General features: G+C 73.2%; 13 protein-coding genes. 8 read left to right on the top strand and 5 right to left on the bottom strand.

From position 1 onward, the window contains the following. Positions 1–160 precede the first annotated feature (160 nt). Positions 161–1,309 (bottom strand): hypothetical protein, encoded by a 1,149-nt coding sequence (locus K8556_RS03550; protein ID WP_223738581.1) that lies wholly within the window; start codon positions 1,307–1,309, stop codon positions 161–163. A gap of 348 nt (positions 1,310–1,657) precedes the next feature. Here K8556_RS03550 and K8556_RS03545 point away from each other — a divergent pair, with 348 nt between their 5' ends. Then, the gene (locus K8556_RS03545; RefSeq protein ID WP_223738580.1) at positions 1,658–3,685 is read left to right on the top strand and encodes a YgiQ family radical SAM protein; all 2,028 of its coding nucleotides are present in this window, start codon (positions 1,658–1,660) and stop codon (positions 3,683–3,685) included. A gap of 88 nt (positions 3,686–3,773) precedes the next feature. Then, a complete protein-coding gene (locus tag K8556_RS03540) occupies positions 3,774–4,274 on the top strand; it encodes a hypothetical protein (protein ID WP_014394921.1) in 501 nt (166 codons plus the stop codon). 85 nt (positions 4,275–4,359) lie between these two features. Here K8556_RS03540 and K8556_RS39390 read toward each other — a convergent pair whose 3' ends face one another. Then, the gene (locus K8556_RS39390; RefSeq protein WP_304503927.1) at positions 4,360–7,308 is read right to left on the bottom strand and encodes an ATP-binding protein; all 2,949 of its coding nucleotides are present in this window, start codon (positions 7,306–7,308) and stop codon (positions 4,360–4,362) included. A 385-nt stretch (positions 7,309–7,693) separates the two neighbouring features. Between K8556_RS39390 and K8556_RS03515 the strand changes: the two genes are divergently transcribed. The 5 genes from K8556_RS03515 (at position 7,694) to K8556_RS03495 (ending at position 16,016) form a co-directional block, all read left to right on the top strand. Beyond that, positions 7,694–8,674 (top strand): ChaN family lipoprotein, encoded by a 981-nt coding sequence (locus K8556_RS03515; RefSeq protein ID WP_223738579.1) that lies wholly within the window; start codon positions 7,694–7,696, stop codon positions 8,672–8,674. An 86-nt stretch (positions 8,675–8,760) separates the two neighbouring features. Beyond that, the gene (locus tag K8556_RS03510) at positions 8,761–9,183 is read left to right on the top strand and encodes a hypothetical protein (protein WP_223738578.1); all 423 of its coding nucleotides are present in this window, start codon (positions 8,761–8,763) and stop codon (positions 9,181–9,183) included. A gap of 14 nt (positions 9,184–9,197) precedes the next feature. Continuing rightward, a complete protein-coding gene (locus K8556_RS03505; RefSeq protein ID WP_223738577.1) occupies positions 9,198–9,521 on the top strand; it encodes a hypothetical protein in 324 nt (107 codons plus the stop codon). Positions 9,522–9,620: 99 nt separating this feature from the next. Continuing rightward, positions 9,621–14,852: a hypothetical protein gene (locus K8556_RS03500; protein WP_255651342.1), complete on the top strand. Its 5,232-nt coding sequence runs from the start codon at positions 9,621–9,623 to the stop codon at positions 14,850–14,852. 66 nt (positions 14,853–14,918) lie between these two features. After that, the gene (locus K8556_RS03495; RefSeq protein ID WP_223738575.1) at positions 14,919–16,016 is read left to right on the top strand and encodes an ADYC domain-containing protein; all 1,098 of its coding nucleotides are present in this window, start codon (positions 14,919–14,921) and stop codon (positions 16,014–16,016) included. A gap of 1 nt (position 16,017) precedes the next feature. Here the strand turns inward: K8556_RS03495 and K8556_RS03490 are convergent, their stop codons facing one another. After that, complete coding sequence (locus K8556_RS03490; RefSeq protein ID WP_223738574.1) at positions 16,018–16,950, bottom strand: sigma-70 family RNA polymerase sigma factor; 933 nt, start codon at positions 16,948–16,950, stop codon at positions 16,018–16,020. Positions 16,951–17,078: 128 nt separating this feature from the next. On the opposite strand from K8556_RS03490, the gene K8556_RS03485 reads away from it, so the two are divergent. Next, positions 17,079–21,008, top strand: coding sequence for a bifunctional serine/threonine-protein kinase/formylglycine-generating enzyme family protein (locus tag K8556_RS03485; protein ID WP_223738573.1), 3,930 nt, complete (start codon positions 17,079–17,081; stop codon positions 21,006–21,008). Positions 21,009–21,016: 8 nt separating this feature from the next. On the opposite strand, the gene K8556_RS03480 is transcribed toward K8556_RS03485, so the two are convergent. Then, positions 21,017–21,538 (bottom strand): GNAT family N-acetyltransferase, encoded by a 522-nt coding sequence (locus K8556_RS03480; protein ID WP_223738572.1) that lies wholly within the window; start codon positions 21,536–21,538, stop codon positions 21,017–21,019. Between the two features lie 10 nt (positions 21,539–21,548). Continuing rightward, a complete protein-coding gene (locus tag K8556_RS03475) occupies positions 21,549–22,589 on the bottom strand; it encodes a hypothetical protein (protein WP_223738571.1) in 1,041 nt (346 codons plus the stop codon). Positions 22,590–22,716 lie beyond the last annotated feature (127 nt).

Raw genomic sequence — 22,716 nt, 5'->3', positions numbered from 1 at the left:
GCCAAGCTAGGGGAGGCGTCGATCTGCGTCAACGCACGCGCGGGCCCCTCGCACGCCTGCACCCGGGGTGAAAGCCCGCGCTCCCCTCCACGCACGACAGCCCGGGCCGCGCACACTCGCGGACCCGGGCCGTCATCCACCACCTTCAAGCTCCGTGGGACTACAGCAGCGGGCAGAGCAGCCCGCCGCCCGTGTTCGCCGGGCAGTCCGTGCCCTGGCAGTACACGGGGCCCAGCCCCACGGAGAGGACGCCCTGGAGGCTGGGCACCTTCACCTTGCAGGTGCCGAGGGTCGCGTTACCGGACGCGTCCGCCACCGAGTACACCATCGTGTAGACGCGGCCGTTGCCCAGCAGGCTGGACTCCGCGCGCAACTGCGCGGACTTGCGGTCCGCGCTCAGCACGATGTCCCGGCACTTGAAGAGGGCCAGGCTGAACAGCGCGTCCTCGGACTCGTCCGACTCCACGCGCACGATGGAGGCCGACTGCTGCAGGTCCAGCGTCCCGCCGCAGGTGTCCGCCGCCGGCTGCGCGCAGTCCGCCAGCGTCACCGTCTTGTAGTCCGCGCCCAGCGTGCGGGCCAGCACCAGGTCCTTGCTCGCCCCGGCCACCGGCGCCGTCGCGTCCACCACCGTCACCGTGGCCGAGCACGTGGCCGAGTCCATCCCGTCCGACACCGTGAGCGTCACCGGCGTCGTCCCCACCGGGTACAGGCCCGCCGGGCTGGCCGTGACGCTCAGCGGCTGCGGGAAGCCATCCGGATCATACGAGCCATTGTCGATGGACGCCGCCGCCGAGCACGACGCGTTCGCCGTCACCGTCACGTTCTTGCAGAGCGCCACCGGCGGCTGGTTCACCAGACAGCCGCCGCCAGCCGCCAGCGTCAGCGTCGCCGTGTTGTTCTCCTCGCTGTCCTCCGGGAAGAAGTTCGTGTGGTCCGCGACCACGAACAGCTTCTGCGTGCCCTCCGGCAGCACCACCGGGACCTCGAACGCATAGCGCTCCTTGCCCACCAGCCAGGGCACGTTCACCGTCGCCAGCAGCGTGCCGCCCTGGGCCGGGTCCTCCGCGTAGATGCCCGCCACCGACGGGTCGATGCCCGTCGGCGCCTCGTTGACGATGGCGCCCGTCACCGTCGCCACCTGGCCGTCGTCACACGTCACGCCCAGCCCGGTCGCCGACAGGTCGATGCCCGTGTGCAGCGCGGCCGTGGACTGACGCGGCGCCGCGCCCTCCTCCAGGGTTTCGGCACCACAGCCGCCCAGCATCAGCAGGGAGGCGAAGAACGACAGAGGACGGCGCAAGGACATGACTCTCTCCAATGAGAAGGGCGGTGCGGGGATGAGGGGAACGGCCCAGACGCCAGTCAATGACAGCCAGGCCCGTGAACATTCTTTGCCATGAACGGACTTTTCTAGCAATACGGGCAAAGTTGTACCCAGGTCCAGGTGTACACAAACACCCCGTTGGCGCCCCAATGACCCCGCTGTCTGTCTTTGCGAGGAGTCGAGAAACGGCGCACTCACTGTCTGGGTTTGAACGACCTGGCGGGTTGCCGGTCTCTCGGGGAACAGGGGGGCAGGCGGCCGTCGCAGTGGACAGCGCCCGCCCTGATGGGGTTGGTTGGGCCTTCCCCCAGTGTTGAGGGGAGCACACCCATGGCCTCCATCACCCCACGCCACGCCCACCCGTTCCTCCCCGTCACCCGCGCCGACATGCAGGCCCGGGGGTGGGAGCAGTGCGACATCATCATCGTGAGCGGCGACGCCTACGTGGACCACCCGGCCTTCGGGCCGGTGCTCATCGCGCGCTTCCTGGAGGGGCGGGGCTTCAAGGTGGGGCTCATCCCCCAGCCGGACTGGCACTCGGCGGAGCCCTTCAAGGCGCTGGGAGCGCCCCGGCTCTTCTTCGGGGTGGCGGCGGGCAACCTGGACTCGATGCTCAACCGGCTGACGGCCCAGAAGAAGAACCGCTCGGAGGACCAGTACAGCCCGGGCGGGCGCACCAACTGCCGGCCGGACCGGGCCTCCATCGTCTACGCGCAGCGCTGCCGCGAGGCCTTCCCGGACGTGCCCATCGTCCTGGGCGGCATCGAGGCCAGCCTCCGGCGCATCGCGCACTTCGACTACTGGAGCGAGAAGGTGCGCCGCTCCATCCTCTTCGACGCCAAGGCGGACCTGCTGGTGTTCGGCATGGGCGAGCGGCCCATCTGGGAGATCGCCGACCGGCTGAACCGGGGCGAGCGCATCGAGGACCTGAAGGACATCCGGGGCACCGCGCACCTCATCAACGACGCGGCGATGAAGGTCCTGGAGGCGGACCCGGCGAGGCGCGCGGCGGACAAGGACAAGGTGGTGGTGCTGCCCTCCTACGAGGAGGTGGTGGCGGACACGCGCGCCTTCGCGGTGATGAGCCGGGACTTCCAGTTGGAGACCAACCCCGGCAACGCGCGCGCCATCGCGCAGCGCCACGGCAACCGCGCCATCTACATGAACCCGCCCGCCCGGCCGCTGGAGGACGGCGCCGGAGACAAGCCCGGGGACACGGCCACGGTGGCCATGGATGAGCTGTACGACCTGAAGTTCAACCGCGTGCCGCACCCCATGTACCGGGAGCCCATCCCCGCGTACGAGACGGTGAAGCACTCGGTGGTGCTGATGCGCGGGTGCTTTGGCGGCTGCACGTTCTGCTCCATCACGGAGCACGAGGGGCGCGTCATCCAGAGCCGCTCCGCCGCGAGCGTGCTGCGCGAGGTGCGCGAGCTGCGGCGCATGGGGGACTTCCGGGGGACCATCACGGACCTGGGGGGGCCCACGGCGAACATGTACAAGCTCAAGTGCAAGAGCGAGGACATCGAGAGCCGCTGCCGCAAGCTGTCCTGCGTGCACCCGGGCGTGTGCGAGAACCTCCAGACGGACCACGGGCCGCTCATCTCGTTGATGAAGCAGGTGCGCGAGGAGCCGGGCGTGAAGCACGTCTTCATCGCGAGCGGCGTGCGGTACGACCTGGCGGAGCGCTCGCCGGAGTACGTGAAGGAGCTGGCGGCGCACCACGTGGGCGGCCAGTTGTCCGTGGCGCCGGAGCACGTGTCGCCGCGCGTGCTGGAGAAGATGAAGAAGCCCGGCATCGAGAGCTTCGAGCGCTTCCAGCACATGTTCGCGTGCGCCAGCGAGGACGCGGGCAAGGAGCAGTACGACATCGCCTACTTCATCAGCGGCCACCCCGGCTCCACGCTGGAGGACATGGTGATGCTGGCGCAGTGGCTGAAGGAGAAGGGAAAGCGGCCCCGGCAGGTGCAGGACTTCATCCCCACGCCCATGTCGGTGGCCACGGCCATGTACTACACGGGCCTGGACCCGCTGAAGATGGAGCCCGTGTACACGGCGAAGGGCCTGCGCGAGAAGCGGCTGCAGAAGGCGCTCCTGCTCTACTGGAACCCGGAGCACTGGCCGCTGGCGCGCGAGGCGCTGAAGCTGGCGGGGCGCGAGGACCTGATTGGCCGGGGGCCCAAGGCGCTGGTGCCGCCGGAGTCCGCCGCGGAGGCCGCGCGCCTGCGCCGCGCCTCGGAGGGCTCCAACGCCGAGGAGGGCCTGGCGACGAACGCGTGGCCCCGTCCCGCGCAGCCGCGTCCGTCGGGGCCTCGCGGCGGGGGGCGCACGCCGCGTCCGGGCTCGCGCGGGCGGTAGCGGCCCCCTGGCTTTGTTCCGGGGGGAGGCTCGGGTATAGGGTGCGCCGCCTTTCTTCATGCGGCCACACCGCCGGAGCCACACCGCCATGCCCAGGACTTCCCAGGAGCAGTCGCAGGAGCGTCACGCGTTCCTGCTCGACCTCTTCCGCAACCAGCCCGACCTGAGCCGCCAGGACGCCCTGGAGAGCTTCAAGGACCGCTTCGGCGCCACCATCAACCTGCGCACGTTCAACGAGCTGCGCGAACAGGCGAAGAAGGAGCTGGCCTCGCAGCCCGCCGCTCCGGTCGCCGCCCCCAAGGAGGAGCAGGACGTGGACGTGCAGGACGAGCGGGCCGAGGTGACGGCGGAGGACGCGGGGACGCTGCTGAAGGCCGCGGCGGCGCCGGAGCTGCACGCGGGTGCGGCGCCTGCGAAGAAGCCCAAGGCGAAGGGCCCGGGGTCGCGCAACGTGTTCGTGGACGCGTCCGCGGAGCAGCTCCAGTTCCTGGAGCGCGTGGTGCAGCAGCTCCAGGAGGCCGGCGCCGCCAACGTGCGCATCGACCACGCCACCGACCGGTGGATGGTGCTGGTGGTGGATTCCAAGTAAGCGTCTGGACAGCCAATGCCTGACATCCAAGGCCCGCCTCTCCCAAACGGAGAGTGCGGGCCTTGCTGCTGACTGCAATGACTCATCAGGAGCGCGGTCCCGCCAGGGGCAGTGACACCGTGAAGGTGGCGCCGCCCCCTGGCGTCTCGGACACGCCGACGGTGCCGCCGTGAGCCTCCACCACCTGACGGGCGATCCACAAGCCCAGGCCCAGGCCTCCGAAGTTGCGCACGGACACCGCGCGCTCGAAGCGCTCCCAGATGCGCTCCCGGTCCTCCGGACGCACGCCCATGCCGTGGTCCACCACCGTCAGGCGCGCGCACGGGCCCGCGTGCTCCACGCGCACCTCCACCGGCTTGCCCGCGCCATACTTCAGCGCGTTGGACAGCAGGCCCTGCACCACCTGCTCCAGGCGCCCCCGGTCGAACCGGCCCCGCACGGGGCCCGCGATGCGCAAGCGCACCTCGCAGCCCTCCCGGCCCAGCTCCTCCCGCGCCTGGGCCACCTCCTCCGTCACCAGCGCGGAGAGGTCCGCGTCCTCCACGTCCAGGTGCACCGGCCCCGAGGACAACTGGGACATGTCGAGCAGCGTCTCCACCACCGTGGCCAGCCGGTGCACCTGCCGCCGCGTGAACAGGAGCCGCTCGCCCAGCCGGGCACGCTCCTCCGGCCCCAGGCTCCGCTCGATGAGATCCAACTGGAGGCGGAAGCCCGCCAGCGGCGTCTTCAGCTCGTGGCTCACCACCGACAGGAACTCGTCCCGCGCTCGGACCGCCTCCTGCAACACCGCCTCTCGCGCCGCCAGCGCCGCCACCTCGCGGCGCACCCGCGCCATCTCCAGTTGGGTGCGCACCCGCGCCGCCAGCTCGCGCGCGGAGAAGGGCTTCACCAGGTAGTCATCCGCGCCCGCCTCCAGGCCCTCCACCGAGGCCTCCTCGCCCGCGCGCGCGGAGAGCAGGACGAACGGGATGGCCCGCAGCCGGGGGTCCGCGCGCAGCTCGCGCAGCAGCCCGAAGCCGCCCAGGCGCGGCATCATCACGTCGCTCAACACCAGGTCGGGCGGGCGCGCGCGGATGGCCTGGAGCGCGGCGAAGCCGTCCTCCGCCGTCTCCACCGTCACGGACGCGTCCAGCAGGCCCGTGATGTACGTGCGCAGGTCCGCGTTGTCGTCCACCACCAGCACCCGCGCGGACATGGGTGGCAGGAGCGGGGTGGCCTTCGCTTCTTCCGACGCTCGCGGCCCGAGCTCCGGGCCCGCCGGGCCCATCCAGCCGCGGATCTCCTCGACGTAGGCGGACGCGCTCCGCGCGACGGAGTGCGCGGGGCCTCTTCCCTCGGGGACGAGCTGCTCGCGCGGCAGGTGGCCGTGGCCCAGGGGCACCGCGACACAGAAGGTCGCGCCCTGCCCCAGCGTGCTCGTCACGTCCACGGTGCCGCCGTGCAGCTTCGCCAGCTCCTGCACCAGGCTCAGGCCAATGCCGCTGCCCTCGTGGCTGCGCGAGCGGGCGTTCTCCACGCGGTGGAAGCGCTCGAAGATGTGCGGCAGCTCCTGCTCCGGGATGCCGCTGCCGGTGTCCCGGACCGTCAGCCGCGCCTGGCCGTCCTCGGTTCGCAGCCGGACGTGGACGCCGCCCTCGAAGGTGAACTTCATCGCGTTGGAGAGCAGGTTGAAGACGATCTTCTCCCACATCTCACGGTCCACCCAGACGGGCTCCGGCAGCGCCGGCAGGTCGAGCGTGAGGGTGAGCTGGGCGCGCTTCGCGATGGACTCGAAGTGGCTCACCAGCTCCGCGGTGAAGGCGGACAGGTCCGTGGGCTGGAAGGCCGCGCGCACGCGTCCGGCCTCCGTGCGGGTGAAGTCGAGCAGCGTGTTGACCAGCTTGAGCAGCCGGGTGGCGTTGCGCTGGACCAGGGACAGCCGCTCCGCCTGACGCGGCCCCAGCGGCTCCGCCGGATCCACCAGCGCGTCCTCCACGGGCCCGAGCATCAGCGTCAGGGGCGTGCGGAACTCGTGGCTGACGTTGCTGAAGAAGGCCGTCTTGGCCCGGTCCAACGCCGCGAGCTGCTCCATCCGCGCGCGGGCCTCCTGCTGCGCGCGGGCGCTGGAGACGGCCGTGGCCAGGGCCCCCGCCACCAGCTCGAGGAAGCCGCGATACTCGCCCTCCAGCCGCAGCGCGGGGCTCAGGCCCGCCACCAGGAAGCCCAGGTCCCGGTCCCCTTCCGCGTGCGGCAGCGGCAGCACCAGGGCCGGCCGGGGCGGCTCCGAGGACGGCGCTCCGAGCCAGCCGTTCACGTCCTCCACCCGCTGGGCCTGGCGCGTCCCCGCCACCGGAGCCAACAGCCCTCCCGGGGCCCCCCGGTCCTCCGGCGCGCGCAGGCCGAGGTGCGCGGGCACCTCCGCGCCCCGGTCGCCCATGCCGGTGGAGCCCACGAGCGAGGCCCGCGTCCCTTGCGCGTCCGTGACGTAGAGCCACGTGAAGGGCAGGTCGGCGGGGTTCTCCGCCAGGACGTCCAGGCCGGCCCGGCACGCCTCCTCCACGGAGCCCGCGCCGCCCGCGCGCTGGGTGAGCAGGTGCAGCGTGCGCAGACGCCGCTGCCCCAGGACCTGCCCCGTGGCCTCCAGGGCCGGCGTGTAGAAGCCCGCCACCGTGCCGTCGTCATCCAGCACCGGCGTGTAGGACCAGGTGAAGTAGGCCTCCTCGGCGGTGCCATCCCGCTGGATGGGCAGCGACTGGCTCTCCGCCCAGTTCGCCTGCTTCGTGCGCTCCAGCGCGTCGAACATGGGGCCCAGTTGGGGCCACAGCTCCGGGAAGACGTCGCGCAGCGGCCCCAGCGCATGATCCGGGTGCTTGGCGCCCATGATGGGGATGCCCGCGTCGTTGTAGAGCTGCACGCGCTCCGGTCCCCAGTAGATGAACATGGGGAAGCGCGTCGTCAGACACATGCTCACCAGGGTGCGCAGCACGGACGGCCAAGACGCGATGGGTCCCAGCGGCGTCCCGGACCAGTCCCGCTCCAGGATGAGCCGCCCCATCACGCTGCCGCCGCGCAGCGTGTCCAGCCAGCCCTCCGGACGCGGCGCGGCCCCGGTGACTTCGGACAGCCGCGGTGCGTTCTGTTCGTTCGTCGGACGGCTCAGGGGAGGCTCGAGGGGTGCGGGACGCGTGGACGAGGTGACCTGATGTGGACCTATCCAGCCGGTCTCCCCACTTCAACGCTGGAGTCTCCGAGGGCGGCCCCTTCCGTCGCCTGGCGAGCAGGCTCTCTCCGCGGGGAAGACCTCGAACCGCCTCCCTTGTTCTCCAGGGAGGCGGACGGGGCTCCCCCGGGCCTTGGGGCCCTCCCTCCTTGTGTCCAGGAGCGGCGGTCGCACCGCTTTCAGACGGGCAATGGCGGCGCGGTCTGGGTGAGATGACGGGATGACGCGAATCCCTTTCCTCCTCGTCCTCGCGCTGTCCCTTGGCTGTGCCAGCAGGCAGCAGCCCTCCCCTCCTCCCGCGCGGGAGTGGGCCACGACGCTGTACCGGGACCACCCGCTGGTGGGCCGCGTCTGGGACGTGGCGGCAGGCCGCTTCGTGGACGAGAGCGCCCTGCGCGCGGCCGTGGTGCCCGCGCGCTTCGTGCTCCTGGGTGAAAGGCACGACCACCCGGACCACCACCGGCTCCAGGCGGAGCTGGTGCGCGCGAGGACGGCCTCCGGGCAGCGGCCCGCGCTCGCCTTCGAGATGCTGGACGTCACGCAGCAGCCCGCCGTGGACGCGGCGCTGAAGGCCCATCCGGAGGACGTGGAGGGATTGGCGAAGGCGGTGGATTGGGCGAACAGCGGCTGGCCCGCCTTCAGCCTCTACGCGCCCGTGTTCGCCGCGGGCCTCCAGGCGCGCCTGCCCATCGTCGCCGCCAACCTGCCCCGCGCGCAGGTGCGGGAGCTGGTGATGAAGGGACCGGAGGCGCTCCCCTCCGACCTGCGCTCGCGTCTGGGATTGGAGGCGCCCGTGCCCGAAGCGGAGGCGCAGGCGGTCCGCGAGGAATTGGACCGCTCGCACTGCGGACAGCTTCCCCAGCAGATGCTGGAGCCCATGGCGCTGGCGCAGCGGGCGCGCGACGCGATGATGGCGGACCGGCTGCTGGAGACCGTGCCCCGGGACGGCGCGATCCTCATCACCGGCAACGGCCACGTCCGAAAGGACCGGGGCGTCCCCGCGCACCTGGAGCGCCGCGTGAAGGACGTCACGGTCTTGAGCGTGGCCTTGCTGGAGGTGTCACCGGACGCGCTGAGCCCCCAGGACTACGCGGCTGTCGTTGGCGCCACCTCCCTGCCCTACGACTACGTCTGGTTCACGCCGGCCATGCCGGAGGACGACCCGTGCAAGGCGTTGCGGGAGCGCAACAAGAAGCCATAGCACCGGCAGTGTCAGAGCCCGATGGTACGTGAATTGGCGGCACCGGCTGGTGCGGGTGCCATGTTCGTGCGTGGCGTTGGAGCGCGGTGCTTTCCCTGGCGCTGACGGGCTGTGCCGTGGAGCCCCAGCCGCGCGAGGAAGCCCCCAACCCGGAAGAGCAGGCGAAGGTCCTGGAGCAGCAGGCGCATGGGCTCACCCCACCCGCGGGGTGTACCGAAATCACCATGGGCGCGCTGTCGAACGGCGTCCAACTGACGCCGGTGATGTACGGCGGTCAGCCGACCTCTCAGGGCACGTTCAACGGCCTGGGAGACCCGGCGCTGAAGGACACGGCGTTCGTCCGGCTGGATGTGAACACGGCGCCGGGCGTGCATGACCTGGCGGCCGGCGGCGCCAACCTCTTCACCTGCGAGCAGTGCGTCTATGGCTACCAGGACGCGGGCACGGCGGGCCAGAAGCTGTTCGTGGCGGACACCGGCGCCCTGTCACGGATGACCGGCAGTGCCTGAAGACGTGCGACCCGATGGCCGCGGTCCCCGGCTGCCCCATGGGCACGGTCTGCGGCGTCCATGGCCTGTGCATCGAGCAGTCGGTCCTGGAGCCGCTCGGCTTCGCGTTCGACCCCGCGCTGATTGGTGAGACGTGCAGCAACGGCTACGCCGCGTTCTGCGGCACGGAAGGGGCGCGCGGCGCGTGCATCACGCTGAACGGCCAGACGAAGTGCCAGCCCTACAAGCGCGCCCGGTCGGAGTGCGGTCCGGGCGAGGAGCTGGGCTTCATCAACTACCCGCTGTCCGGTGGCGGCTACGACCGCACCACCGGCTGGTGCTACCCGGACGGTCTGTAGTCCGGACATGACGGGGAGCCCGGCCGTGGAGGGCCATGGCCGGGCTCCCCGTGGTGACAATGTCACCAGGGACGGCACTCCGGGTGTGGGCGGCCCGGTATGCTGACGCACATGCTCTGTCCTGCTTGTACGGAACCGCGTGTGCCGGACTCCGGGCCCTTGTGCCCGGAGTGCGGTGCCGCCCTCGTGCCCGCCGCCGGGCGGCACCTGGATGACTTCGTGCTGGCGCGGATGCGACGGCGCATCGAGCACTGGCGCTTCGATGGGCTGCTGGATGCGGCCACGGCGGACCGGCTGGAGGCCTCGCTCACGGCGCCGCCTGAAGCGGTCGCGAGCGTTCCAGAGGTTGCATTGCCCGAGGCCGTGGGGGTTCCGGAGGAGCCGGTGCTCGACTCCGCGGCGCGCGTGGAGGCCTGGGCGGATGGCGTGGCGCACTCGCTGCGTCGCGCGGGCGGCTGGCGACCGGGGTGGCTGGCTTCGCTCGCGCACTCGCTGGAGGAGACGGCGCGGGCGGAGCGGGAACAGCAGGCGGCACGGCTGCGGTCGTCGCTGGATGTTGGACAGTCCTCTCGCGTGGAGGACCTGGGTGACGAGGCAGCCCGGGCGGGTCGTGCACAGGCGGCACTGCGGTTGTCGCCGCTGGACGGCGGAGAGTCCTCCCGCGCGGAGGTCCTGAGCAACGAGGCAGCCCGGGTGGAGCGTGCACGGGCGGCACGGCGGAGCTTGGTGGCTCCGCAGGACGGTGAGTCCTCCAGCGAGGAGGAGCTGGGATCTGCGCTGGGGTCGGGTCAGGCGTTGTTCGGCCGGGGGCACCTGGACTCTCTGGGAGGCAGTGGGCTGGAGGCCGTCATCGCGCTCGATGACGGCGACAACCCTCCCCGGCTCAACGAGTACATCTGGTGGTTCCTCGGCGCGGTGCTCGTGCTGGGCGGCTCGCTCATGGGCGTGCGCGAGGCGTGGCGGGCGCTGGGCGGAGTTCCCCGGCAGCTCATCGTCACGGGCGCGCTGCTGGGCTACCACGCGGCCTTCATCGGGCTGGGCGCGTTCCTTTCACGGCGCTCCCGGTCGGCGGGGCGCGTGCTCGCGAGTATCGGGCTCGCCTTGCTGCCGGTGGTGTTCATCGCGCTGTCGGCCCTGGTGGCCCTGACGCCCGCCGTTGGCATCCCCACCGCGCTCGGCGTCGCCGCCATCGCGCTCCTTCCGCTCCGGGCCGCGGGGCGGCTGTGGCATGGGACTTCGGCCACGTCCTTCGCGGTGGCACTGTTCCCGTCGCTCCTGGCGGGGCTGCCGCTGATGGGTTGGGACGACGCGCCCTGGCTGCGTGCGCTGTGCGCGTTCGCGGGCGTGGTGGCGCTGGCGGCTTCGGTGTGGCGGGCTCGGTCGGGTACTGCTTCGTTCACCAGCGTGGGCGCCGCGCTCTACGGCGCGCTCTGGCTGGCGGTCTTCTGCGTGGCGAGCAGCCCCTCCGGGTTCAACGCGCTGGAGCCGGGGGCGCCCCTGTTCGCGGGGCTCGTGCTGTGGGCGGTGGCGCTGGGCGCGGTGGTAGCCGCGGGGGCGTCCACGGATTCCGTCCGGGCGGCCCATCCCCGCGCGGCTCCGGTGTTCGAGACGCTGGCGCACGCGGTGGTCGCCTGCGGCGCGCTCGCGGGGGCGCTCGGCGCCTTCTCGGTCTTCCCGGGCGAGGACACCTGGGTGGATACCGCATCCGCCTGCGCGCCCGTGCTGGCCGCGCTCGTCTTCTTCCTGCTGGAGTTCCGTCGGCGGGCCCTGGTGCACCCGGCCGTCATGGCCTCGCTGCTCGCGGGCGCGCTGGTCGCTCGCGTGCAGGCGCCGGGCGATCCGGCGTGGTGGTGCTTCGGGGTCGCGGCGGTGGCGTCCGGGCTGATGCTCCTGGCGCGCGTGACGTCCTCCGCCGTCCTTCGCAACCGGATGCTCGCGTGGAGTGTCGTCGTCTCGCTGGCGACGATGCCCGCGTTCTCCGCGGTGACGTGGACGCAGGGGACGAGCGCGCCCTGGCCCCAGGCGTACACGGGTGCGGTCATCGCGTTCGCGGCTCACCTCGCGGGGCGGTGGAGGTGGCGGGGCCTCCACTACCTGGGCGGTGTCGCGCTCCTCTTCGGAGCGCTGTCGGCGGTGGACGGGACTCCGTGGCTCGCGTCCAGCGCGGCGAGCCTGGGCGTCTTCGCGCTCGCGGCGGTGCTTTATGGCCTGGGCGGGCTCGCACAGTCCGCGTGGCTGGAGCGCCAGGGGCTGCGGGACGCGCTCCGGCCCCTGGAGGACCTGTCGCTGTGCATCGCCGCGCTCGGGGTGGCTCGGGCGCTGGGGGTCGCGCCCGTGTTGCCGGATGCGCTCGCGGAGGTCGCGGGCTCACAGGCGGCGCTGCTCGCCTGCGTGCCCACCGCGCTGGCCACGGCGGTGCTGCTGCTTCGCGTCCGGCGCGATGGCAGCCGGCTCGTCGGCTTCCTGGCGGCCACGGGGCTCGCGCTCACGGTGTCGCAGGGCCTGGGGACGGTCTCCGACTTCGCTTCGGCCCGGGCCGCGCTCGTGGCGGCGGGCCTGGCCTTCGGCTTCACGCTCTTCGCGATGCTTCGCGGCCCGGGCCTCGACAGGGTGAAGGGCCGGCGGCTGCTGGACGTCGTCCCCCTGCCGTTCGGCGCGCGGGGACGGCCGCTCTTCACGGACGGCTTCGCGGGCGCAGCGCTCGTGCAGGCCGTGCTCGCGGTCATCACGCTCGTCAATTGGGTCGCCCTGCCCGACAGCGCCGGGCGTCCGGGGGCCCTGCTCGCGGGCGGGCTGCTCACGGCGGGCGCGCTGCTGGCGTTCGTGTCCCGAGGCTTCGTGGCGTTCCATCTGCGCGGTTCGGTGGTGACGCTCGCCGTGAGCGGCGGGTTCATCGCGCTCACCGGGGTCGTCAATCGCGCAGGCCGGCCGCTTCCTCCCGATGTGTCCGCGTGGCGCCTGCCCCTCATCGGCATCGCGCTGTGGGCCCTGGCGCTGGTGCTCCGGCGCGTGGGGCCGTGGGTGGCCCAGCGCCTGGAGAACCCCAGGCACGGACCGCTGTACCACGCGGTGCCCCACCTGGGCGTGGCCGTGCTGGCCGTGCTGCTCCTGCGCTCGGCCGTCGTCGTGGGCCTGCCGGGTCCGTCTCGCGCGCTGGGGCTGGTGCCTCCGCTCCTGGTGCTGGGGCCGGCGCTGCTGACGGTCCTGCTCGCGGCCTCGTTCCGCTCGCGCGTCCTCGCGCATGGGGGGCTCCTGCTGGGGCTCCCCGGCGCCGCGCTCTGGGCCGCGCAACAGTCGCTGCTCGGGAGCCCGCTGGTGGCCCTGCGGCCTCCCGACGGGCAGTGGATCCGCGCCACGGCGGCGCACCTCATCAGCCCTTCGCTGAGCGGGTTGCACCCCGCGGCCTGGATGCCTCCGGGCAGCACGCACTTCCTCCTGTGGCAGCAGGCGTTCGCGGGCATCGCCGCCGCCGGGCTCGTCTACGCGGTGTTCGCCGTCGCGGTGGCCCGGGTGGACGCGGGACGTGCGTTCTTCCGGCGGCTGCTGTCCCTGGGCACCGATGACCGCCCGGGCCCGTTCCTCCAGGCCCTGAGCCGGGAAACGCTCACCGCCGTGGTGCTCGTGGCGGGGGCGGCCTTCTTCCAACCCGGTGTGCTCGCGGCGGACCTCGTCCTCGCCACCGGTGCCGTGCTGTTCGTGGGGGGCGCGCGAGCGCGTGGGCGCGGCCTGCTGGGCCTGGGACTCCTGCTGCTCGTCCATGCGTTGGCCCACCTGACGCCGCACCTCGAACCGTGGCCGGGCCCCACGCTGGCGCTGCTGGGGCTCGGGGTGGTGGTCGTCGCGCCCTGGCTCGCCAAGCGGCGGGGCCTCGACGAGGGCCGCACGCGGCTGCGCGCCCACCTGGCCGTGCTGCCCTACTTCATCGCCGCGATGGTGTATGCGCTGGCCATCGAAGGGCACACGTCCTCGACGCTGGCGGTTCCCCTCCTCGTGTGGGAGATGATCTCGGGGCTGACGGGCGCATGGATGAGGTCCTCCGCCTTCCCCCTGACGCTGGGGCTCCTCTCCGCTGCGCTCCTCGTGGCGGCCTTCCAGTGGCGCGGGGCGCTCGCCGGGTTCATCGCGGGGCTCGGGACGATGGCCGCCGGGGGCGCCGTCGTCGCCACGGGGCTGGCGCTCCTCGCGCAGGCCAGGGCCCCCTGGGACCCCACGTACCTGCCCCTCTTCACCCGGTCCGGAGCGGAGCTGGCGCTGGCCGCCGCATGGAGCGCGCTGGCCCTCCACGTCGCCCGCCGCATCACGTCCCGCCGCCGGAGCGACGTCGCGGGAGGCATGGGGTGGGGCCGCGACCTGTGGCTGGTGGCGAGCGCGGCGCTGCTGGCGGCCGTCGCCGTGGGAGGTCAGGCCTCCGAGGACGTGCTGCCCGTGGCGCTGGCGGCCATCGGGCTGGCCGTGGGCGTGTCCCTGCACGCCGCGTGGCGCGAGCACACGGGCCGCCATGTCTACTTCGTGCAGCTCGCGGTGGTGGGCGTCTACGCGCTGGTGCGCGGGCTGTACGCGCAGGGCCTCCGCCCCGAGCATGACGCCCTCTTCGCGCTGTCGCTGGGCTTCGTCCTGGTCGGCGTGACGGTGCTGGCGCGCAGGGCGGGTGTGCGTCCCGTGGAGCAGGCGACGCGGCGGTTCGCGGCGCTCCTGCCCATCGCGGTGGCGCTCATCCTCCCCAACGACGCGACGGGGGACGCCGCCCTGCTCGCGGGAGGCTCCGGCCTGCTGTACGCGGCGCTGGGCGCGGTGGAGCGCAGCCGGATGTTCGGCGCGTTCGCCGCGGCGGCCTGCAACCTGGCGCTGCTCATCGCCGCGCTCGCGTTCGGCCTGGAAGGGCTGGAGGTGTACCTGGCGCCGCTGGGGCTGCTGCTCCTGATGATGGGACAGCTCTTCACGTCCAGCCTCCCGCACGCGGCGCGCAACGCGGTGCGCATCCTGGGCGGCCTGCTCCTGTACGTGCCCGCGGCGGCGAAGCTGGCGGCCCGCATGGGCGAGTCCACGGACGGCACGTATGCGATTGTCTTCGGCGCTGTCTGTCTTCTGGGCGTGGCGGTGGGCATGGCCCTGCGCATCCGCGCCTACCTGGCGCTGGGGACGCTGTTCCTGCTCCTGGACGTGGTGGCCAACCTGCTGGACGCGGGCCTCCGGGACCACCGCATCGGCTTCCTGGTGATGACCCTCACCGGCCTCACCATCGTCACCGGGCGCGTGATGGCGACCTTGAAGCGCCAGGAGTGGGACCTGCTGCTGCGGCGGGTGCGCGTCCAACTGCGCGGCTGGGATTGACGGCCCCGTGCGGGGGGCGGACGGATTCCGTGCATCGATTTCGGGCCCGGGGTCTCATCCGAAGCGATGAGCGCGTCCTTCCGAACCCTGCCGGTGTGCCTGTTCCTGCTCCTGTCCTCGCCAGGACAGGCCGCGCCGCCCGCCGCCGCCCCGAAGCCCGCCCCCACCCGGACCGTGAGCGGCCCGACCGACGCCGAGCGCTACGCGCGCCGGTGCCAGTCCCAGACGGCCCAGCGCATCGCCCGGCCCCAGGGCACCATGCTGTGGGGAACCAAGCGCGGCTGGGATGAGAAGCCGACGGACGAGCGCACCAGCGTGCTCGTCTCCGTGGCGCTGGACGCCCCCCGGCAGGCGGAGGACGGGGTGAAGGCGCTGCGCTTCGAGAATGGCCGGCTGTGGCCCGTCCCCGCGCCGGAGGCCGGGGCGACGGCCAGCGACGTGGTGGGCACCGTGCTCCAGGGCACCGCCAGCGACGGCAAGCCCGTGGAGGTGGCCCTCTGCGGCGCGGAGCCCGCGGCGGACGACCCCACCCGCGTCTTCTACCGCATCGAGGCCTGGAACCCCGTGGCGCGCGAGTGGGAGAACCCCTGCGTCGCGCTGGAGCGCTCTCCCGCGCCCCGGGCCCTGGCGGTGGGCGGCGTGTGGGACGCGAGCGGCGCCCACGCCGACGCGGCGGACCGGATCACCTTCGCGTGTGAGAACGGCGCCATCTCCAAGTGCATCCTCTGGGGCTACGCGCCCTGGGCCACGCGCGACGGGCAGTCGCTGGCCGGCCTCCACCAGGCGTGCACCCGGCTGGCCCGCGCGGACTACTGCGGCAACGGCCGGAGCCACACGCGCCAGGACACCACCATCGACATCTACGACGGGCTGGGCGTGCTGGAGCGCGCGACGGAGGTGACGCGGGAGTGGGACCCGGCGAAGGGGTCCTTCGAGGCGGCCTGGGCGCCCGACGGCGCCACCTGCCTGTCCCGCACCCGCGACGGCCGCGCGCTGGAGGGCATCCTCCAGGAGTGCCCCGGCCGGTTCCAGGCGGACACGGCGGAAGCACGCGAGGACGGAGAGGCGTGCACGGTGCGCCGCGGCGACGTGAAGCCCGGGGCCGCGCTCTTGCGCAACCTCTCCTATGGCCCCCCGAAGGCGGACCCCGCGCGAGCGCGCTAGGTCAGCCGTCCGACGAGGGCTCGCGCTTCTCGTCGAGGAGCTGGCTCAAGGTCAGGTCCAGTTGGCTGTCCACGAAGGCGATGAAGCTCTGGAAGTCCTCCGTGGAGAGGCCCAGTTGTTCCTGCAGGCGGCGCCGGGTCTCCGCGTAGACCTGCTGCTGCACCCGCTTCAGCCAGCGGGAGATGGTGGACTGGTTGACGCGGAAGAGCGGCGCCATCTCATACGTGGAGAGCCGGTCGGCGAAGTGGAGGCGGAGCAGATGGCGGTCCTCGGCCGACAACGTGGCGGCGGCTTCGCGCACGGCCTGAAGGAAGGCCGCGTGGTGGCGGCGCTTCATCACGTCCAGCTCCGGGTCCAGCCCCTGCGCGGGCAGCGCCTTGAACAGCTCCTCCGCGTCGTCCTCCGTGGAGGGCTTCTCCTGCCCGCGCAGCTTGTGGGTGATGCGGCTGGCGATGACGACCACCCAGCTCAAGAGGCCCCCCCGCCCCGTGTAGTCCGCGATGGCGGGCACCTGGCCCGCGCTGGCCACCAGGAGCTTCACGCCCACGCGCTGGCGGACCTCGTCGATCATCGCGTCCGGTTGGCGCAGGCTGCGCAGCCGCTCCGGCAGCCGGGACAGGTAGTGGCGCTCGAAGGCCTCCAGCGCGGCGGAGTGGCCCTGGAGGCACGCGCACGCCAGGTACAGCTCCAGCAGGGACAGGGCGGAGACGAGCGGCGCGACCGGCGCGGTGGGGCTCGCCGGGGGGAGCCGCTCCGCGACGTGGGTCACGAAGCGCTCGGCGGGCAGCGGGATGCCCGGCCAGCGGGCCTGCGCGTCCTCCCAGGCGCGAGACAGCAAGGCGTCGAACTCCGCGAGCGCTTCCGGCGAGAGGGCCACGAAGCGCGTCTTCGTGTGCGAGAGGAAGGTCGTGGCCAGTGCGGACACCTGGGACATGGCAACGCCATACCATGCCGGGCCCCCGCCCGCGCCCCAAGCGCGTCTCGCGCGCGGTGCGTGGCGCCGTGTCCGCGTGTGTCATTGAACGCCGCGCGCGGCGTGACTAGCGTGAGGGCCCCCACTCCGTGAGCGCGCTCCCTTCCAGTTGCCTGACCGACGACGTCCTGGTCCAGCTCCTGGAGGACCAGCTCACGGACGAGGCGCTGGCGCAGGTGCACCGCCACGCCTCGGGGTGCAGCGAGTGCCGGAGCCTGCTGGCCACGCTCACGCCCGGCATCCAGCGCTCGTCCGTGGAGGACGCGGAGCCCCCCGACGCGCGGGAGACGGACCTGCTGCCGCCGCCGGAGCCGGAGCCCTGGACGCCGCCGCCGTCGTTCGACGCGTTCCGCCTGGAGCGCCCGCTGGGCCGGGGCGGGATGGGCATCGTCTACCTGGCGCATGACACGTCGTTGGACCGGCGCGTGGCGGTGAAGTTCATGGCGGCGGCGCGGCCGGATGAGCGCTTCCGCGACCTGTTCACCACGGAGGCCCGGGCGCTCGCGCGGCTGCAACACGCGAACATCGTCAGCGTGTTCAGCGTGGGCGCGGTGGACGGCCACCCGTACATCGTCTCCGAGTACGTCGTCGGCGAGACGCTCGCGGAGCTGCCCCTGCCGGTGCCGTGGCGCCGGGTGCTGTCCCTGGGCGTGGGGCTGGCGCGGGGGCTGGCGGCGGCGCACCGCCAGGGCGTCCTGCACCGCGACCTCAAGCCCTCCAACGCGCTCGTCACGCGCGAGGGAGAGGTGAAGCTGCTCGACTTCGGGCTCGCCGAGCGCTTCGAAGTGGGCTCGGAGCTGGCATCCGGCTCGCCGCTGCTCGTGGGCACCCTGCCCTACCTGGCGCCGGAGGTGCTCACCGGGGGCCCTGCCTCCGCGCGCAGCGACCTGTACGCGCTGGGCCTCATCCTCCATGAGCTGTGCACGGGCCAGGTGCCCCGCCGCGCCTCGCGGAGGCCCGAGGACGCCCCGCCCCGCGCCGCGCTGGGCCCGGAGGTGGACCCCGACTTCGCCGCCCTCATCCAGCGCTGCCTCGCGGTGGAGCCGCTGGAGCGCTTCAACTCAGCGGAGGCGTTGAGCGAGGCCTTGGAGCAGTTGGAGCGCTCCATCGCGCCCGCGCCGCTGGGCGCCGGCAATCCCTATCGCGGGCTCGCGCCGTTCGCGGCCGAGCACCGGGCACTCTTCTTCGGACGCGAGGGCGACATCCGCGCCGTGCTGGAGCGCCTGCGCACGCGGCCGCTGGTGCTCGTCGCTGGCGACTCCGGGACGGGCAAGTCCTCGCTGTGCCGCGCGGGCGTGCTGCCCCGGGTGGCGGCCGGAGACCTGGGCGACGGACGCGAGCCGCACGTCGTCACGCTGTGGCCCGGCCATCGCCCGCTCGAAGCGCTGGCCGCCGCGCTCGCGCCGGTGCTGGGGCGGAGGGAGGCGGAGCTCGTCACCGCCCTCACGGACACGCCGGCCTGGCTGGGACAGGCGCTGCGCGAGGCGCATGCACGCGGGCGGGGGCTGCTGCTCTTCGTCGACCAGTTGGAGGAGCTGCTCACCCTCTCCGACCCCGGGCAGGCCGCGCACTTCGCCCGCGTCCTGGGAGAGCTGGCCCTGCCGTCACCGGGCGTGCACGTGCTGCTGGCGGTGCGGGGCGACTTCCTCACGCGCCTGTGCGCGCTGCCGGGCCTGGGGGAGGAGGCGGAGCGGGCGCTCTACATCCTCCGGCCCCTGTCGCCCGAGGGCGTGCGCGAGGCCATCATCGGCCCGGCCCGTGCGCGGGGCGTGGCCTTCGAGTCGCCGGAGCTGGTGCGGACGCTCGTCGACTCCACGGCGCATGGCGTGGGCAGCCTGCCGCTGCTCCAGTTCGCGCTCGCGGAGCTGTGGGAGCGCCGCGACGCCGCGCGGGGCCGCATCACGCGCTCGGCGCTGGAGGCGATGGGCGGCGTGGCCGGAGCGCTGTCCCGGCACGCGGACGGCGTGCTCGCGCGCATGAGCCCCGCGGAGCACGCGGCGGCGCGGCGGCTGCTGCTCCAGTTGGTGACGGCGGAGGGCACGCGCATCGAGCGCGGCGCGGAGGACCTCGCGGACGCCTCGGATGACACCTCCCGCGCGGCGCTGCGCATGCTCGTGGAGGGCCGCCTGCTGCACACGCGCACGGTGAGCGGCCTGCCGCGCTGGGAGATCGCCCACGAGTCGCTCATCTCGAGCTGGGGCACGCTGCGCGACTGGCTGGACGACGACATCGGGCACCGGGTGCTGCGCAAGCGCGTGGAGGCGGCCAGCGCGGAGTGGGACCGCCTGCGCCGCGCCAGCGAGGCCCTCTGGGGTCAGCGCCAGTTGGATGAGGTGCGGGTGCTGGAGCCCACCACGCTGGGCCCCCGGGAGCAGGCCTTCCTCCGGGCGTCCCACCGGGCCGTGCGCCGCGCGCGCTGGGGACGGGGCCTCACCGCGCTGGTGCTCGCGCTCGCCGTCCTGGCGTCGTATGGCGGCCTCCGGCTTCAGGCGTACCTGGAGGACGCGCGCCACATCGCCGCGGAGCTGGGCACCGCGAAGGAGGCGCTGGCCTCGGGCCGCACCCTCGCCGCGCGGGCGCTCGCGAGCCGCGAGGAGTCGCTGGCCATGTTCGACGGCCGCCCTCCTTCCTCACTGGGGCCGGAGACCGCGACGGATGCCACGGGCCTGCGCAGCGCCGCGGAGAAGCGCTGGACGGAGACGCTCGCCCTGCGCGACCAGGCGGAGGCCGCCTTCACCCGCGCCAGCCGGAGCCTGGAGCGCGGCCTGGACCGCGACCGCCACCATGCCGACACGCGCCGGCTCATCGCGGAGGTCCTGTCCGAGCGCGTCCTGCTCGCGGAGGCCTTCCACCAGCGCCACGAGCGCGACGCGTGGCTCCAGCGCCTGGAGCAGGAGGTGGACTCCGCCAGGGAGGGCGAGGCCTCCCTGCGGCGGTTCCACGAGCCCGCGGAGCTGCTGGTCGAGAGCACGCCACCAGGGGCCCGCGTGTCCATCACGCGCGTCCTGCGGAGCGACGGGCCCTTCCGCCGCGAACCCGTGCCGGCCGCGGGAGGCTCGCGCTTCGTCCTCCCGGAGGGCTCCTACCTGCTCCACGTCACGCAGCCGGGCCGGGTGCCCCTGGACGTCCCGGTGTTCCTCACGCACGGCTCGCGTGAAGCGCTGCGCCTCACGCTCCCCACCCAGGTGCCGGAGGGCTACGTCTACATCCCGCCGGGCTGCTTCCTCCTGGGCAGCGCGGAGCCGGAGGTGGTGCGCCGCTTCACCTTCAGCCCGCCCATGCACCGCTACTGCCTCACCGGCGGCTATCTGGTGGGCCGCGACGAGGTGACGTTCGGAGACTGGCTGACCTACCTGGAGGACCTGCCCCCGGACGCGCCCGCGAGGAGGATCCTCGAACAGCCGCACTTCGGCGACGGAGGCACCATCACGCTGCGGTGGCGGCAGGGCACGGGCTGGGTCTTCACCTTCCACCGCACCCGCGAGGAGTTCCGCACCGCGAAGGAGGGCGAGCCCCTGCTCTACTCGGAGCGCACGCGCCACGCGAGCGTCGACTGGAAGCGGCTGCCGCTGTCCGGCGTCTCCGCGCAGGACCTGGAGGGCTACTTCTACTGGCTCCACCGGACGAAGCGGCTGCCGGGAGCGCGCCTGTGCGGCCAGCACGAATGGGAGTACGCGGCCCGGGGCGCGGACGGCCGCCGCTATCCGCACGGCGACCAGCTCCAGCCCGACGACGCCAACATCGACGCGACGTATGACCGGCGGCCGTTGGCCTTTGGCCCGGACGCGGTGGGGACGCACCCCGCGTCGGTGAGCCCGTTCGGCCTGCGGGACATGGCGGGCAACGCCTACGAGCTCACGCGCTCCGTGACGCCGGAGTTCGGCAGCGTCGTGCTGCGGGGAGGCTCCTGGTATTACGACTCGTTCGTCGCGGCGAGCGCCGACCTGTCCCCCGGCGACGCGACCGCGCGGGACGTGCGCAGCGGCGTGCGCGTGTGCGCTTCCTTCGACCCGCGCTGACGCGAGCGTCAGCGAATCACATACACGCGGTTCGGGATGCCGTCCTCGGTGACGTGGCGGTCCAGGTGCATCCCCAGCCGCTCCGCCACGCGGAGGGACGCGGCGTTCTCCGGGTAGATGATGGCGACGAGGGGCACCTGCGGCAGGTGCCGGGCCGCCAGCGCCAGCGCGACGCGGGACACCTCCGTGGCGTACCCGGAGCCCCAGGTCTGGGGCACGAAGCGGTAGGCGAGGTTGAGCACGCGCTGGCCCTCCAGCTCCTTGTGGCGCAGGCCGCCCAAGCCCACGACGACGCCGGGCGCCTCCAGCCGCTCCACCAGCCAGTACCCCACGCCCTCGCGCGCCCAGTCCTCCAGCCAGAGGCCCATGATCCGCCGCGCGTCGTCCAGCGTCTGCATGTAGCCACGGCGGCTGAACTGGTTCGTCGTCGGATCCGAATGGAGGGCGAAGACCGCGGCCAGGTCGTCTTCGCGGATGGCGCGGAGCAGCAGCCGGGCGGTGGTCTGGCGTTCGAAGTGCGGACGAAGCATGCCGGGCAGTCTACGTGAGCCAGTCCAGGGCGTTGTCCTCCAGCGGCGGGAGCCAGCCCCTGCGGCGCCGGGTGGTGACCTCCTCGCGCCAGGTCTCGCGTCCCCCCGGGATGGGCCAGGCGCGCGAGACGGTCCCCCTGGGGTCGGGGGTGAAGCTGTGCACCAGCATGCGGTTGACGCGGTCGACGGTCTCTGGCGTCGCGCCCGCGCGCAGTTGGAACTCCGCGCTGAACAGGGCGCCCTCCTCGCGCACGGCGCTCGCGGGACGCGGCGGGGTGACGAAGGGCCACAAGCCCAGCAGCGGAGGCTCCACGCCTTCGAGCAGCGCCGCGTGCAGCCGGTCATGACCATCCAGCACCAGCCACTTCGCGAGGATGTCCACGTACAGCAGCAGCACGGGCGGCAACGTCCCGTCCCGTGCGCGCTTGCGCCAGCTCTTCACGCGTCCATCCTCCGGCGACGAGGGCACGCGAAGCGCTAGCACGGCGCCCGGCCGCTGCTCGGGGAGCGACTCCCACCAGTCCTCCTTCCAGGCCGTGAGGAACCGCGTCACCGCGGAGAGCGAATGCGGCGGCAGGGGCGGCTGACCGAAGCCCCACTCCATGGGGGAGACGGGATGCCGCTCCGCCTTCTCCGCGGCGATGGCGCGCACGGGGCGCAGACACCAGGAGCCGGCGTGGAGCACCGGCAGCGGGGCCTCCACGAGCGCACGCGCCACCCGCCAGGCCCAGGCCTCCCACCAGGGCCCGGTGCCGGACGCGGCCTCCACGGCCCGGACCTCGGGCGCGGACAGGGGCGGCAGGACCTGGGGGAAGAGGGCCGTTCCCCTCAGGAAGACGGCGCGGTCCCAGTAGGAGTCGATGCGGGTCCAGAGCAGCGTCTGTCGCATGCCGCGCAGCCGGATGCGGTAGCCGGGAGCCGCGTCCAGGTGCATGGCGGGCCGTTGCGCCCAGCGGCCCGCTGCGGGGACGTGCAGCAGCAGGCCAGGGCCCGGGGTCTCCATTCCCCAGCTCCGCGTGTCATCGGCGACGATGGAGACTCCTGTGTTCATGCGCCGCGCTCCTCCAGAGACCCGGCTCCCACGGGCTCCTCCAGCGTACTCCGTGGGACGCCCGTGCCGCCGACCGCACGCCAGGCATGCGGCCGTGCACGGAGGGCCCGCCGCCCCCTGCCGCCCC

The organism is Corallococcus sp. AS-1-12 (assembly GCF_020036995.1).
Taxonomy (GTDB): Bacteria; Myxococcota; Myxococcia; order Myxococcales; family Myxococcaceae; genus Corallococcus.
Note: the sequence above shows the minus strand (reverse complement) of the source record. Positions and strands in the feature narration are given on the sequence as shown.

Coding starts and splice junctions, on each gene's coding strand:
- K8556_RS03550 (WP_223738581.1), bottom strand. CDS start 1,309: ATGTCCTTGCGCCGTCCTCTGTCGTTCTTCGCCTCCCTGCTGATGCTG.
- K8556_RS03545 (WP_223738580.1), top strand. CDS start 1,658: ATGGCCTCCATCACCCCACGCCACGCCCACCCGTTCCTCCCCGTCACC.
- K8556_RS03540 (WP_014394921.1), top strand. CDS start 3,774: ATGCCCAGGACTTCCCAGGAGCAGTCGCAGGAGCGTCACGCGTTCCTG.
- K8556_RS39390 (WP_304503927.1), bottom strand. CDS start 7,308: ATGGGGCGGCTCATCCTGGAGCGGGACTGGTCCGGGACGCCGCTGGGA.
- K8556_RS03515 (WP_223738579.1), top strand. CDS start 7,694: ATGACGCGAATCCCTTTCCTCCTCGTCCTCGCGCTGTCCCTTGGCTGT.
- K8556_RS03505 (WP_223738577.1), top strand. CDS start 9,198: ATGGCCGCGGTCCCCGGCTGCCCCATGGGCACGGTCTGCGGCGTCCAT.
- K8556_RS03500 (WP_255651342.1), top strand. CDS start 9,621: ATGCTGACGCACATGCTCTGTCCTGCTTGTACGGAACCGCGTGTGCCG.
- K8556_RS03495 (WP_223738575.1), top strand. CDS start 14,919: ATGAGCGCGTCCTTCCGAACCCTGCCGGTGTGCCTGTTCCTGCTCCTG.
- K8556_RS03490 (WP_223738574.1), bottom strand. CDS start 16,950: ATGTCCCAGGTGTCCGCACTGGCCACGACCTTCCTCTCGCACACGAAG.
- K8556_RS03480 (WP_223738572.1), bottom strand. CDS start 21,538: ATGCTTCGTCCGCACTTCGAACGCCAGACCACCGCCCGGCTGCTGCTC.
- K8556_RS03475 (WP_223738571.1), bottom strand. CDS start 22,589: ATGAACACAGGAGTCTCCATCGTCGCCGATGACACGCGGAGCTGGGGA.